The organism is Methylobacterium iners (assembly GCF_022179305.1).
GTDB classification, from domain to species: Bacteria; Pseudomonadota; Alphaproteobacteria; order Rhizobiales; family Beijerinckiaceae; genus Methylobacterium; species Methylobacterium iners.
This window is the reverse complement of the sequence record NZ_BPQP01000081.1, coordinates 1-13,458: the sequence shown is the minus strand read 5'-3', so window position 1 is coordinate 13,458 and position 13,458 is coordinate 1. Positions and strand designations below refer to the sequence as shown.

The following is a 13,458-nucleotide window of genomic DNA, read 5'->3' as shown; positions in this document are numbered from 1 at the left end:
CAACCTCGAACAGGCCATGGCCCGGGCGCTCGGCGTTCCCGTCTCGCTGCGCGCGGCCAATGGCGGCCCCGGCGAGATCCGCATCCGCTACGAGACGGCGGACGAGCTCGACGGGCTTTGCCGCAGATTCAAGGTGTCGCTGGGGGTTTGAGGCGATGCAGGGGAGGGTGCGCCTCCTCCCTTCGCGGCCTATCAGGTCCACCGTTCGCGAAGCTCCACCCTTTGTCATTCCGGGGCGCCGCAGGCGAGCCCGGAACCCAGAGCCGCCGACACAGCCATGCTTGGCACCCGAAGCGGTTCTGGATTTCGGGTTCGCCGGAGCCTGTCCTCGGACTGGCCAAAGGCCAGACCCGGACGGCGCCCCGGAATGACGGCGGTTGGTAGGGAGAGGGCGGTTCTCGACTCCCGTGAGATCAGGGGACACGGTGGTGGCGAGAGGCGGACGCGAACCGGAGCGGTCAGTGCGTCATCACCGGCTGGACCGCCTCCAGCGGCACGTCGATGGCGCAGCGCAGGCCCTCGGGCTCGAACCGCAGCCGTACCTCGCCCGAGAGCTCGCGGGCGATGCCGCCGGTGATCAGCCGCGTGCCGAACCCGCGCCGCTGCGGCGGCGCGACCGGCGGCCCGCCCTCCTCGCGCCAGTCGATCTGCAGGCGCTGCCCGCCCTCCGCATCCGGCACCGTCCGCCAGGCCACGGCGATCCGGCCCTCAGAGGTCGAGAGGGCGCCGTACTTCGCCGCGTTGGTGGTGAGCTCGTGCGCCGTCATCCCGAGCGCCAGGACGTAGCGCGGCGGCAGGTCCACGTCGGGGCCGTCGAGGGCGACGTGGTCGCTGCCGCTGCGATAGGGGCCGAGCTCGTTCTCCAGCACGGCGCGCAAGGGGGCGCCGGTCCAGTCGTCCCGGGTCAGCAGGTCGTGGGTCTTGGAGAGGGCGAGGATGCGGCCTTCCAGCTGCATGACCTCGGCCTCGCCGCCCTTCGACTGGCGGGCGAGCGACTGCACGGTGGCCAGCGTGTTCTTCACCCGATGGTTCAGCTCGTGCAGCATCGTGACCTGCTGCTCCTGGAGCGCCCGGCTGCGGCCGAGCTCGGCCTGGAGGTCGCCCTCGTGCTTCTGCAGGGCGGCGGCCATGCTGTCGAAGGCTTGGCCGAGCTGCCCGAATTCGGAGTGGCCGGCGAGCCCGGAACGGGCGCTGAGATCGCCCGAGCGCCAGATCTTCGAGGCCTTGAGCAGGTGCCGCACCGGCCGCCGGATGAAGGCGCGCCCGGCCACCAGCGCGGCCGCCACGGCGATGAGGGTGCCGCCCAGGATGAGGATCGCCCCGCGCCGCGTCGCCGCGTCGATGTCGGCGAAGGCGGCCTCCCGCGAGAGGCCGACGGCGACGGTCATGCCGTCGAGGGCTCCGTCCGGGTTCAGGACGCCCATGACGCGCGGATGCCCGCGCAGGCCGACCATCTCCGTGACGCCGCCCTTCGCGATCGCGGCGTAGAGACCCTCATGGAATTCGGCCGTCGGCGCCTGACCGACCCAGGTCCCTGCATCCGGGCTGCGCGCCAGGATGACGCCGTTGCGGTCGATGACCGTGAGGCTGGCGTCATTCGGCAGGCCGGTCTGGGCGAGGCGGGCGCCCAGCCATTGGGGATCGAGCCCGACGATGATGGCGCCGGTCGGCGTGCCGCCGCCGTCGGTCAGCGGGACGGCGAGCTGGAAGGTCGGACGCAGGCTCCCCCGTCCGACGACGTACTCGCCGATCACGAAGGACCCCGTCGCCATCAGCGTCCGGAAATAGTTGCGGTCGGCGATGGAATAGGCGCCGGGTCCGGCGCCACGGCTGTTGCAGACCAGCGTGCCCTGCGCGTCCACGACGAGGAGGATGCTGGCGCCCGAGAGCTTGCCGACGGCGGCGCGGAGCAGCTCGACGCAGCCGGCCGGGTCCCAGTCACGGATCGCCGGCGCCTCGGCGAGGATGTCGAGGACCTGCCTCGTCCCGGCGGCGAACTTCGTCAGGTCGTCAGTGACGGCCTGGGCACCGCGCAGGGCGCTGGCGCGGACCGCGTCCTCGCGGGCGGTGCGCAGGGCATGCTCGTTGAACGTCTGGACGGCGATCGCCGGGACGAGGGCCAGGAGGACGAGGGCGACGATGCGGGTGCTGAGGGTCATGGTGCGTGATCAAGCCCGGACCGGGCGGCGGAACCCGCTGGCGCGAATCAGCTTGGCACGACCTTTATGGCTGAACTCGGCGCGTCGCCGCACCGGAAATCCGATTGCGCGAGAGGCTTTTTCGCGCATCGGTGGCAACGGAACCCGAAAGTGCCGTCTGGTGATCGAAACGCCACCATTCCCGAACCCGGCATCTCCGGATAACGTCCGCGGCGCTCCCGGCCCCCCGGTCTCGAACCCGAGCGAATGACCTGACCCCATGTGCGGCATTGCCGGGCTCGTCGATCCACGCCTCCCGCCCGATCAACTCGCGGCTTGGGCCGGCCTCATGGCGGACGCGCTCGCCCATCGCGGGCCGGACGGGCGGGGCGTCTGGTGCGAGGCCGGCGCGGCGCTCGGCCATCGCCGCCTCGCCATCGTCGAGCTGAGCCCGGCCGGCGCGCAGCCGATGGTCTCGGGCGATGGGCGCTGGGTCGTGAGCTACAACGGCGAGCTCTACGACGCCTCCGACGAGCGCTCCGCGCTGAGCGCGGCGGGCCACGGGTTCCGCGGCACCTCGGACACCGAGATCCTGGTCGAACTGATCGCCCGCCACGGCGTCGCCGGGGCGCTGGAGCGGGTCGAGGGCATCTTCGCCTTCGCGGTCTACGATCGCCATGAGCGGCGGCTCTGGCTCGCCCGCGACCGCATGGGCGTGAAGCCGCTCTTCTACGCCGCGAGCCCGGAGCGCGTGCTGTTCGGCTCGACGCTGGCGGCGCTCGCGGCCTGCCCGGGCTTCGCTCCGGAGATCAATGCGCGCGCCGTGTCGAGCCTCCTGCGCCACGGCTACGTGCCGGCGCCGGGCGCGATCTGGACCGGCATCCGCAAGCTCGAACCGGGCGGCCTGCTCTCCTGGCGGCTCGGGGAGACGCCGCGCCTCGCCACCTACTGGCGCCTCGACGACGCGGTCGCCGCCGGCCGGTCCGCCCCCTTCGCAGGCTCGGACGCCGAGGGGGTCGAACGCCTCGAAACGCTGCTGGCGGCGGCCGTGCGCCGGCAGATGACGAGCGACGTGCCGCTGGGCGCCTTCCTGTCCGGCGGCATCGATTCCTCCCTCGTCGTCGCGCTGATGCGCAAAGCGGGCGGCGAGACTCCCAGAACCTTCGCCGTCGGCTTCACCGACGATCCCCGCTTCGACGAGAGCGGCCACGCCGCGGCGATCGCCCGGCATCTCGGGACCGACCACACCACGCTCCCCGTGCGCGAGGCCGACGCGCTCGCCCTGGTGGAGCGCCTGCCCGAGATCTACGACGAGCCCCTGGCCGACCCTTCGGGCCTGCCGACCTACCTCCTCTGCGCCGCGACCCGGCAGGCCGGCATCACCGTGGCGCTCTCGGGCGATGGCGGCGACGAGCTCTTCGGCGGCTACGATCGCTACGCGCTGGCCGAGCGCTTCGCTGAGCGGATCGAGCCGGTGCCCCGCGCCCTGCGCAGCCTCGCGGCCGGCGCGCTCGCGCGACTTCCCGCCGGCGCGGCCCGGCAGATCGCCCGCGCCTTGCCCGAACCCTGGGGCGGCCCGGACGGTGCCGACCGCCTACGCAAGGCGGCAGCCCAGCTCGGCGGCGACGCCTTCTCGCTCTATGGCCGGCTCCTCACCTTGAACCCCGCGGCGCAAGCCCTGGCGCGGGACGTGCCGGGATTGCCGAGCCCGATGGATGCGCCCGGCGAGAGCCCGCTGCTCGACCGGATGCGGCGCCTCGACAGCCTCGCCTACCTGCCGGACGACGTGCTCGCCAAGGTGGACCGTGCCAGCATGGCCGTCGGCCTCGAAGCGCGGGTGCCGCTCCTCGACCGGGCGGTGGTGGAGTTCGCCTGGACCCTGCCGCGCCGGCTTCTGGTCCGCGACGGCCGGCGCAAATGGATCCTGCGCGAGGTTCTGGCCCGGCACGTATCGCGCTCGCTCTTCGAGCGGCGCAAGCAGGGCTTCGCCCCGCCGCTCGCCGCCTGGCTGAGGGGTCCGCTCCGCAGCTACGCCGGCGACCTCCTGTCCGATCCGGATTGCGGGGGCGGCTTCCTCGACCGCGCGAGGGTGCGCCGGATGCTCGACGAGCACCTGAGCGGGGGCCACAACCACGCGGTGGGCCTGTGGCCGGTGCTGATGTTCGAGGCTTGGCGACGGGTGCAAACCAAAGCCGAGCAACCTCCCTCCCCTTATGGGAAGGGGGTTAGGGATGGTTCCGCGTGGTGAGCGGCAGGGTCACCCAGCCACCCCCACCTCCAACTCCTCCCCGCAAGGGGGAGGAGAGGCGGGTTAAGCCCATTCTGTTCCGCCTCTGCGACCCGTATAGCTCGCCGGACAAGGGAGAGGGCGAATGAGCGAGCGGATCACCATCGAATCGGCCGACGGCACTCGTGCGGTGATCGCCTGCGAGGGGGCCGAGCCGGTCTCCTGGCAGGTCGGCGGACGGGAATACCTCTGGAGCGGCGACCCTGCGCATTGGAACCGGCACGCGCCCTGGCTCTTCCCCGTCGTCGGGGCTTCCGCGGAGGGGATGGTGCGCGTCGCGGGCAAGTCCTACCCCATGGCCCAGCACGGCTTCGCCCGCGACCTGCCCTTCACGGTGGTGGCGCGGGAGGCCGATCGCGCCACCTTCCGGCTCGCCGACAGCGAGGGCACGAAGGCCCATTATCCCTTCCCGTTCCGGCTCGACATCACGGCGCGGGTGAGCCCCGCCAGCCTCGCCTTCGAGATCGTCGTCGCCAATCCCGGCGATGCGGCGCTGCCCTACGCGCTGGGCTTCCATCCCGCCTTCCCCTGGCCCTTCGCCGGCGGCGAGCGCCGGGCGAGCGGCGGCCACGCCGTCGCCTTCGAGCATCCCGAGCGGCCTTCCGCCCCGGAAGTCGGCCCCGGCGGTCTGCTGCTGCGCACGGAGCGGCCGATCCCGCTCGACGGCACCGTGCTTCCGCTCGATCCCGAGATCTTCACCGAAGCCCTGGTGTTTCGCGAGGCCCGCAGCCGCTGGATGCGCTTCACCGGGCCGGAGGGCCGGGCGATCCGGATGGACGTCGCCGACTTCCCCCATCTCGCGGTCTGGACGAAGCCGACCGCGCCCTTCCTGTCCCTCGAATGCTGGACGGGCCATGCCGACTGGGCCGGGTTTGCTGGCGAATTGGCCGAGCGCGACGCGCAGCGCCTCCTGGCGCCCGGCACCGAGGCCCGGCACGGCGTGACGCTGAGCCTGGAGGGCCTGTCGTGAGCGCCTTCTCGGCCGAGGCCTGGGCGCGCAACGCAGCGGTCTACGAGGCGATCCGCACGATGCCCTTCAATGCCGAGCTCGCCGCCGGCACGCTGCGCCGGAGCCGATTCCGCCACTACATCCTGCAGGACGCCCACTACCTGATCGGCTTCGGCCGGGCCCTGGCGCTCGCCGCCGCCAAGGCGCCGGATCCCGATCGCATCGTCCAGTTCGCCCGCGCCGCCGAGACCGCAATCGTGGTCGAGCGGGCGCTGCATGGCGGGTTTTTTCGCGATGAGGGGATCACGCCGGAGGCGTTTGCCGCGACGCCGCTCTCGCCGGCCTGCGACCACTACGTGTCGTATCTTCTCGCCACGGCTTATGCGGAGCCCTACGAGATCCTGCTCGGTGCGCTCCTGCCCTGCTTCTGGATCTACGCGGAGGTCGGCCGCGACATCCACGCAAGGGCAGCGGCCGACAATCCCTACCGGGCCTGGATCGACACCTATGCGGGCGAGGACTTTTTCGCGGCCGTCACCGCGATGATCGCGGCGACCGACGCGGCTGCCGAGGGTGTCGCGCCGGCCTTGCGCGAGCGCATGCACCGCGCCTTCGCCCGGGCGACGCAGCTCGAATGGCTGTTCTGGGACGGCGCCTACCGCGAGGCCGGCTGGCCGGTGTGAACGCCGCCCGGCCGCCGCAGGCAGGCCTGGGCCAGGAGCACGAAGGCGCGCGCCCGGTGCGAGAGGGCGGTGCCGGTCGTCCAGTTGACCCCGTGCTTCTCGTCCGAAGAGATCTCGCCGAAGGTGCGGTCGTGGCCGTCGGGCCGGAACATCGGGTCGTAGCCGAAGCCCTGCGTCCCCCGGGGCTCCACGAGCTCGCCGAAGACGCGGCCCTCGAAGGTCTCGATGTGCCCGTCCGGCCAGGCGACCACGAGCGCCGACACGAAATGCGCGCGCCGGTTCGTCGCCCCCCGGGCGGCGAGCTCCCGCTCGATCCGGGCCATCGCGCCCGAAAAATCCTTGTCCGGCCCGGCCCAGCGCGCCGAGAACAGCCCCGGCGCCCCGTCGAGCGCATCGACGCAGAGACCTGAATCGTCGGCGAAGGCGGGGAGGTCGGCCGCCTCGGCCGCGGCGATGGCCTTCAGGGCGGCATTCTCCGAGAACATGGTGCCGGTCTCGTCCGGCTCCGGCAGGCTCAGCTCGGCGGCCGAGACCGCCTCGACGCCGAAGGGCGCGAGCAATTCGCGCATCTCCGCGAGCTTGCCGGGGTTGTGGGTCGCGATCACGACCTTGCCGGTGAGGAGGCGATGCCCGCTCACGCGATCGCCTGCTTCTGCAGCGCCACGAGCTGGGCGATCCCGCCCTTGGCGAGCGCCAGGAGCTCGAGGAGTTCCCCTTCCGAGAACGGCTTGCCCTCGGCCGTGCCCTGCACCTCGACGAGGCCGCCCGTCCCGGTCATCACGAAATTGGCGTCGGTCTCGGCCGCCGAATCCTCGGCATAGTCGAGGTCGAGCACCGGCGTGCCCTTATGGATGCCGCAGGAGATCGCGGCGACGTGCTCGCGCAGGGGATCGACCGAGATGATCGAGCGACCCCGCATCCAGGCGAAGCAATCGTGCAGCGCCACCCAGGCGCCGGTGATCGCCGCCGTGCGAGTGCCGCCGTCCGCCTGGAGCACGTCGCAATCGACGGTGATCTGCCGCTCGCCGATGGCGGGCAGGTTGGTGACGGCACGCAGGCTTCGGCCGATGAGGCGCTGGATCTCCTGCGTCCGACCCGAAGGCTTTCCGGAGGTGACCTCGCGGCGGGTGCGCTCGTGCGTGGCGCGGGGAAGCATCGCGTACTCGGCCGTCACCCAACCCTTGCCGGAACCGCGCAGCCAGGGCGGCCCGCGCTCCTCGAGCGAGGCCGTGCACAGCACCTTGGTCTCGCCGAAGCTGACGAGGCAGGAGCCTTCCGCGTATCGGGCGACGGCGCGCTCCAGCGTCACGCTGCGCAATTCGTCGTTCGCGCGCTTCGAGGGCCGCATCGTCGCTCTCCCGGTCCGGTGCCAGGGCGGGTGCTTAGGCCCTGCCACCGGCCGCAGCAAGGGCGGACGAGCGGCACGGGACGCGCAGCGCCCCATGCCGATCCGTGATCAGAAGCGGAAGCGGCGCCCGTGATGACGGTGGAAGCGGTGGTGACGATGATGGCGGTAGTGCCCGTAATGGCGGCCGCGGTAATGGCCGAAATGCCGGCGGTGGTGATGGTGACGGAAGTGCTTGTGCTTCCAGCGCACCTCGGTGAGGCCGGCGGGAGAGCCGGCGACCCCTGCCGAGGCGATCGTCGGAGCGGCCTGGGCGCCCTGCGGGGCGGCGAAGAGCATCGCGCCAACGACGGCGAGCACGATCGCGAGCGATCGTGCGAGGGTGTATCCAGCGGGGTGTTTCACCATGTGTGTCTCCGAAGTGAGATGTGTCGGGCTCGCCCTTTGGTGCAGGATGAGGACCCGAGGGCGGTGTGAAACGCGCAAAGTCACGGATCGGCACAGGGTGGCGTGCGGCTTTATTTGCCCACCGGAGCTTCGACCTCCACCGTGAAGGATTGTGCGAAGGGCAGGACGTGAACACAATCGGCGCTTAGGATCTCATCTGTGACCGAGCACCCGCGCCCTTTCCCCGATCCGCACCCGGCCGCCTCGCTCGACGCGCGGGCGAAGGAGATCTTTCGCCAGATCGTCGAGGGCTATCTCTCCACCGGCGAGCCGATGGGGTCGCGCAACCTCGCGCGCATCCTGCCGATGACCCTGTCTCCTGCCTCCATCCGCAACGTGATGTCGGATCTGGAGCATTCCGGCCTGATCTTCGCGCCACATACCTCGGCCGGCCGGCTGCCGACGGAGCTGGGCCTGCGCTTCTTCGTCGACGCCATGCTGGAGCTCGGCGATGTCGGCCGGGAGGAGCAGGAGCGGATCGAGGCGCAGATGCGGGCGGCCGCCTCCGGCCACACCTTCGAGAGCGCGCTGGCCGAAGCCTCGACCCTGCTCTCGGGCATCTCGCGCGGCGCCGGGGTCGTGGTCACGACGAAGACCAACGTCCATCTCAAGCACATCGAGTTCGTGCGGCTCGATCCGAACCGGGCGCTGGTCGTCCTCGTCTCGGATGACGGCTCGGTCGAGAACCGCCTGCTCGACCTGCCCGCCGGCCTGCCCGCGAGCACCCTGCAGGAGGCCTCGAACTTCCTCAACGCGCGCCTGCAGGGCCGGACGCTGGGGACGCTCCGCGCCGAGATCGAGGCCGGACGGCAGGCGATGAAGCGCGAGCTCGACGCCATCACCGAGCGCCTCGTCGATGCCGGGCTCGCCACCAGCGTCGGGCCGTCGGACGCCCGCCAGCTCATCGTGCGCGGCCAGGCCAACCTCCTCGAGGACCTGCGCGCGGCGGAGGACCTCGAGCGCATCCGGTTGCTGTTCAACGACCTCGAGACGCAGAAGGACGTGATCGAGCTGCTTGCCCGGGCCGAGGGCGGCGAGGGCGTGCGCATCTTCATCGGCTCGGAGAACAAGCTCTTCTCGCTCTCCGGCTCGTCGATGATCGCGGCGCCGTTCCGTGACGGCTCGCAGAAGATCGTCGGCGTCGTTGGCGTCATCGGCCCGACCCGGCTCAACTACGCCCGCATCGTGCCGATGGTCGATTACACGGCGCGTGTGGTCTCGCGCCTGCTCGATCGAGGGTGAACCGACACCGGCGCACCGCCTTCGAGCCTTCCAGGACTGCCGACATCGCAGGCTGGAGGCTCATCGACCGATCGTATGACGAGCGCGTCCGTGGCAGGGTCGGAAGATCATCCGGCCCTCGCGAGCATTCTTCAAGAGCAATCTCAGCGAATCGACGCTCGTCAGCCGCGACGGGGACGAATGGCATCAGCATTCTTTAAGTCTTGGATCGCATAACCCATTCCGCGACCGATCGTAGGAAGCGCAGGGTCCTGAAACTTGGCGGCGAAACACCTAAACTGAACTCATATATTGAGCAGTATTCGCTAAATTTGCTGCGATCTGCATAACTGAGAACAAAAATATCCATCTCGATGGCGGGGAAAATCCAATGATACATCAGCTCGTATATTACAGCCGCAACGCAGTCAGCGGCGGTGATCGGGAGATGTTGACCAATATGAGAGACATCGTTTCGGCTTCACAGAGAAACAACAGTCGTGATGGCGTGACCGGGTTTCTCATCTTCGACAAGACTTGGTTTGTGCAAATCCTTGAAGGCGAGCGTGCCAAGGTGGTCGAGACCTACAACCGCATCGGGCGCGATCCGCGCCACACGGGCGCAACCATCATCAACGTTCGGGACGTGCCCGACCGCCTGTTCCCGAACTGGACCATGGGCGGAGCGATGCGCACGCCCGAGGTGCAGGAGGTCTATCTCGGGCACGGCATTGGCGGCGCCTTGGATCCGGCGAAGCTGAAGAGCAGCCAGGTCATCGCTCTCGCCCTCGATCTGCAGGCGTTCGAACAGGCCAAGCGCCAGCCGCAGCGCTTGGTAGGCTGAGGACGCACGGGAAACGGATCGGGTGCATGCCGCTTCCGATCCGCAGATGCCGGCCATCGCAGCAACAGCTGTAATCGTGGGCGGAGCCGAAGCTCCGCCCACGTTCAAGAGCCATCAGCCCTGGATCACGTCCACGATCTCGAGGGTGTCGGGGTCGATGATCAAGATGTCGTCCTCGACGACGACGACCTCGTAGCCGCGATAGGCCGGCACCAGCGTGACGAGGGCGGCCGGGATCGGGCTCAGGCGCACCGAGCGGGGCACCCGCGTGCCGACGCTGACCCGGAAGTCGACGCCGCGCAGCGGGGCGATGCCCGAGCGCGTCACGGTCTGCCGGAACTCCGTGCGCTGGCGGGTGTCGAGGCGAGAGACAGCCCCGCGCACCTCGGAGCGGTCGACGCGGCCGCCCCGGTCGCCGCGGCCATCGCGCTCGCCGCGGACATCCCGGTCCGGACGATCGTCGCGGTCGGCTCGCCCGTCCCGCTCGCCGCGCTGAGCCGGGCCGGCATCCCGGCCGCCGCGTTCCCCGGCCTGTCCCGGACGGGCATCCTCGGCGCCGCGCGCGCCCGCACCGCTGGTCGGCCCGTCGACCCGCCCAGCGCCGCCGGTTTCGGTCTTGCCGGCACCCGCACCGCCCGGCGCGGTGGCCGGTCCGCCGGTCTGGCCGCTGGCCCCGCCACGCGTTCCCGCGCCCCCGGCAGGACCCGCGCCACCGCCAGCCCCGCCGGCTCCGCCACCTGCACCGACGCCACCGCCGGCCCCTCCGCCGGCTCCACCACCGGCGCCGACGCCGCCACCAGCGCCGCCTCCGGCTCCGCCACCCGCACCGCCACCGCCGCCGGGGCCGCCCTGCGCGAAGGCCGTCGCCGCGCCGGCTGCGATCACCGCAGCCGCGATCGTGTTCCGTAAGAACCTACTCATGACGTCGTTTCCATCCCTGCTGCCGGCGGCCCGGTTCCGGTGCTGCCGATCGACCCGCAACCCGCCCCGCAACGACGCAGTCCCGAAAACCGTTCCCCATTCCGGCAGGGGTGCGGGCCGGCCCGGAACGTGGCCGCGATGGCGTGGTTTGGCTTGACGGAACGGTGGAACGGGACGGGACCGTGGGCGGGATCACCACACGTGCGATCGAGGCGAACGGCCTGCGCTTCGCCGTCGACGAGGCCGGATCGGGCCCGGACGTCGCCTTGTGCCTGCACGGCTTCCCGGAGGCGCGCCTCTCCTGGCGCCACCAGCTCCCCGTCCTGGCCGCCCGAGGCTGGCACGCCGTCGCCCCGGACCTGCGCGGCTACGGCGAAAGCAGCCGTCCGCGCGAGCAGCGCGCCTACCGCCTCGCGCACCTCGTCGCGGATGCCGCCGCCCTGTTCGATGCGCTGGGCGCCCGGCGCAGGCTCCTCGTCGCGCATGATTGGGGCGGGCTGATCGCCTGGACCTTCGCCATGCAGCGGGCACGCCCCCTCGACGGGCTCGTGATCCTCAACGTGCCCCATCCGGCGGTCTTCCGGGCGGTGATCCGCCGCTCCTGGCGGCAGCGGGCGCGGTCCTGGTACGCCGGCTTCTTCCAGATCCCGCGCCTGCCCGAGGCCCTGCTCACCGCCAACCGCGCCGCGGGGCTGGAGCGGGTCTTCACCGGGACGGCCGTCCGGCCCGACGCCTTCCCACCCGAGGTGCTGGCGCGGTACCGGGCGAACGCGCTTGCGCCCGGCGCGATGACGGCGATGATCGACTATTACCGCGCCAATCTCGGCGCCCTGACCCGCGAGGCGCCCTCGCCCATGATCGACTTTCCGACTCTGATGATCTGGGGCGAGCGGGACACGGCGCTGGGCCTCGAACTGACCGAGGGCTACGGCCCCTACGTCCGCGACTTCACCCTGCGCCGCCTTCCGGAGGCCTCGCACTGGGTCCAGCAGGAGGCGCCCGACGCCGTGAACGCCGCTCTCGGCGCCTGGCTGGAGAGCCGGGCCCTGGGCTAGCCGAGGGCGTCGGCCACTGCCTTGCCGCAGGTCCGGGTGTCGGCGCGGCCGCCGAGGTCGCCGGTGCGCGTCGCCTCGTTCGCGAGCACCCGCTCGATGCCCGAGACGATCTCGGCCGCGGCCTCCCGCTCGCCGAGATGCTCCAGCATCATCGCGCCCGACCAGATCTGGCCGATCGGGTTGGCGATGCCCTTCCCCGCGATGTCGGGGGCCGAGCCGTGGACGGGCTCGAAGACCGAGGGGAAGCGCCGCTCCGGGTTGATGTTGCCCGAAGGCGCGATGCCGATGGTGCCGGTGCAGGCCGGCCCGAGGTCGGAGAGGATGTCGCCGAACAGGTTGGAGGCGACGACCACGTCGAAGCGGTCGGGGTTCAGCACGAAATGCGCGGTGAGGATGTCGATGTGGTACTGGTCCCAGGTCACGTCGGGGTAGCCTTGCGCCACCGCCCGCACCCGCTCGTCCCAGTAGGGCATCGTGATCGAGATGCCGTTCGACTTGGTCGCCGAGGTGAGATGGCGCCGGGGCCGGGTCCGCGCGAGCTCGAAGGCGAATTTGAGCACCCGGTCGGTGCCGTGGCGGGTGAAGATCGATTCCTGCATCGCGAACTCGCGCTCCGTGCCCGGAAACATCCGGCCGCCCGCGTTCGAGTACTCGCCTTCGGTGTTCTCGCGAACGACCCAGAAGTCGATGTCGCCGGGCTTGCGGCCGGCGAGCGGGGAGGGGACGCCGGGCATCAGCCGGACCGGGCGCAGGTTGACGTATTGGTCGAACTCGCGCCGGAACAGGATCAGCGAGCCCCAGAGCGAGATGTGGTCGGGCACCTGGTCGGGCATGCCGACCGCGCCGAAATAGATCGCGTCGTGCGAGCCGATCTGCGCCTTCCAATCCTCGGGCATCATCCGGCCGTGCGCGGCGTAGTAGTCGCAGGAGGCGAAGTCGAACCAGTCGAGGTCGAGACTGAAGCCGTGTCGGCGGGCGCTGGCCTCCAGAACCCGCACGCCCTCGGGCACGACCTCCTTGCCGATGCCGTCCCCCGGAATGACGGCGATGCGGTAGCGGCGCTGGGACATGGGACCTTCCTCGCGGTTCTTCTTCCAGTGGGCCGGATGCCCGGCCTTGCCGCCTAACTATGGCCGCGTGCCGCCCACGTCGACGGATTTCGCGGGCGGCGTGCCGTTAGGCCTTCGAACGCTGATTGGCGGCGAAGCCTCCTCGCGCAGGATGGTACCGACCCGATCACCAGATCCGTCGACCCCGCGGTCGGCCTCCGTCCGCCGGGCGGTCTGTCGCCGGGTGTGAGCGCCGCACGCGTCATCGGCTCCGCGCGCTGCGAGCGCCGGAGGCATGGCTGGCGAGGGGTGACGCGGGACGCCGCGGAACCACCTGAGCTGTCAGTACATGCCGGTCCCCCGGCGTCCCGCAGCACGGGTGTCGGCCCGCGCTGCTCGCGCGTCGCGGTGTGTCGGCGGCCCTCGCCCTGCGCCAGCGCTGAACCCCGGTTCTCTTGCATCCCGGGCCGCTGCAAGGCTCTCTCGCGTGCCGCCTCGTTGTGGGCGGTCACCGCAGGC

13 protein-coding genes are annotated in these 13,458 nt (G+C 71.1%); 7 read left to right on the top strand and 6 right to left on the bottom strand.

Annotated features, from left to right (window positions below; all coding sequences use genetic code 11):
• Positions 1–16 precede the first annotated feature (16 nt).
• A complete protein-coding gene (locus MFF55_RS27300; protein ID WP_444980379.1) occupies positions 17–151 on the top strand; it encodes a hypothetical protein in 135 nt (44 codons plus the stop codon).
• A gap of 307 nt (positions 152–458) precedes the next feature.
• Here the strand turns inward: MFF55_RS27300 and MFF55_RS22130 are convergent, their stop codons facing one another.
• Positions 459–2,159, bottom strand: coding sequence for a sensor histidine kinase (locus MFF55_RS22130; RefSeq protein WP_238246279.1), 1,701 nt, complete (start codon positions 2,157–2,159; stop codon positions 459–461).
• Positions 2,160–2,418: 259 nt separating this feature from the next.
• Here MFF55_RS22130 and asnB point away from each other — a divergent pair, with 259 nt between their 5' ends.
• The 3 genes from asnB to MFF55_RS22115 all read left to right on the top strand — a co-directional run bounded on the left by asnB (position 2,419) and on the right by MFF55_RS22115 (position 6,057).
• A complete protein-coding gene (gene asnB / locus MFF55_RS22125) occupies positions 2,419–4,386 on the top strand; it encodes an asparagine synthase (glutamine-hydrolyzing) (protein WP_238246278.1) in 1,968 nt (655 codons plus the stop codon).
• A 124-nt stretch (positions 4,387–4,510) separates the two neighbouring features.
• Positions 4,511–5,395: an aldose 1-epimerase family protein gene (locus MFF55_RS22120; protein ID WP_238246277.1), complete on the top strand. Its 885-nt coding sequence runs from the start codon at positions 4,511–4,513 to the stop codon at positions 5,393–5,395.
• Positions 5,392–6,057 (top strand): TenA family protein, encoded by a 666-nt coding sequence (locus MFF55_RS22115; RefSeq protein ID WP_238246276.1) that lies wholly within the window; start codon positions 5,392–5,394, stop codon positions 6,055–6,057. Before MFF55_RS22120 ends, MFF55_RS22115 begins: the two co-directional genes overlap by 4 nt.
• Here MFF55_RS22115 and rdgB read toward each other — a convergent pair.
• From rdgB to MFF55_RS22100, 3 genes are all read right to left on the bottom strand, one after another.
• Entirely contained in the window at positions 6,030–6,695 is a 666-nt protein-coding gene (gene rdgB / locus MFF55_RS22110) for an RdgB/HAM1 family non-canonical purine NTP pyrophosphatase (protein ID WP_238246275.1), read from the bottom strand. The genes MFF55_RS22115 and rdgB overlap by 28 nt on opposite strands.
• Positions 6,692–7,405: a ribonuclease PH gene (rph, locus tag MFF55_RS22105; RefSeq protein ID WP_238246274.1), complete on the bottom strand. Its 714-nt coding sequence runs from the start codon at positions 7,403–7,405 to the stop codon at positions 6,692–6,694. The genes rdgB and rph overlap by 4 nt, the downstream gene beginning before the upstream one ends.
• 108 nt (positions 7,406–7,513) lie before the next feature.
• On the bottom strand, positions 7,514–7,810 hold the full coding sequence (locus tag MFF55_RS22100; protein WP_238246273.1) for a hypothetical protein: 297 nt from the start codon (positions 7,808–7,810) through the stop codon (positions 7,514–7,516).
• Between the two features lie 198 nt (positions 7,811–8,008).
• Here MFF55_RS22100 and hrcA point away from each other — a divergent pair, with 198 nt between their 5' ends.
• Both hrcA and MFF55_RS22090 read left to right on the top strand, forming a co-directional pair.
• On the top strand, positions 8,009–9,091 hold the full coding sequence (hrcA, locus tag MFF55_RS22095) for a heat-inducible transcriptional repressor HrcA (protein ID WP_238246272.1): 1,083 nt from the start codon (positions 8,009–8,011) through the stop codon (positions 9,089–9,091).
• 370 nt (positions 9,092–9,461) lie between these two features.
• Positions 9,462–9,914 carry a BLUF domain-containing protein gene (locus tag MFF55_RS22090; protein ID WP_238246271.1) on the top strand — a complete coding sequence of 151 codons (453 nt, stop codon included), beginning with the start codon at positions 9,462–9,464 and terminating at the stop codon, positions 9,912–9,914.
• A gap of 114 nt (positions 9,915–10,028) precedes the next feature.
• On the opposite strand, the gene MFF55_RS22085 is transcribed toward MFF55_RS22090, so the two are convergent.
• Entirely contained in the window at positions 10,029–10,835 is an 807-nt protein-coding gene (locus tag MFF55_RS22085) for a DUF1236 domain-containing protein (protein WP_238246270.1), read from the bottom strand.
• Between the two features lie 182 nt (positions 10,836–11,017).
• Between MFF55_RS22085 and MFF55_RS22080 the strand changes: the two genes are divergently transcribed.
• Entirely contained in the window at positions 11,018–11,890 is an 873-nt protein-coding gene (locus tag MFF55_RS22080; RefSeq protein ID WP_238246269.1) for an alpha/beta fold hydrolase, read from the top strand.
• On the opposite strand, the gene MFF55_RS22075 is transcribed toward MFF55_RS22080, so the two are convergent.
• Positions 11,887–12,960 (bottom strand): tartrate dehydrogenase, encoded by a 1,074-nt coding sequence (locus tag MFF55_RS22075; protein ID WP_238246268.1) that lies wholly within the window; start codon positions 12,958–12,960, stop codon positions 11,887–11,889. The two genes, MFF55_RS22080 and MFF55_RS22075, sit on opposite strands and share 4 nt — an antisense overlap.
• Between the last annotated feature and the right edge of the window lie 498 nt (positions 12,961–13,458).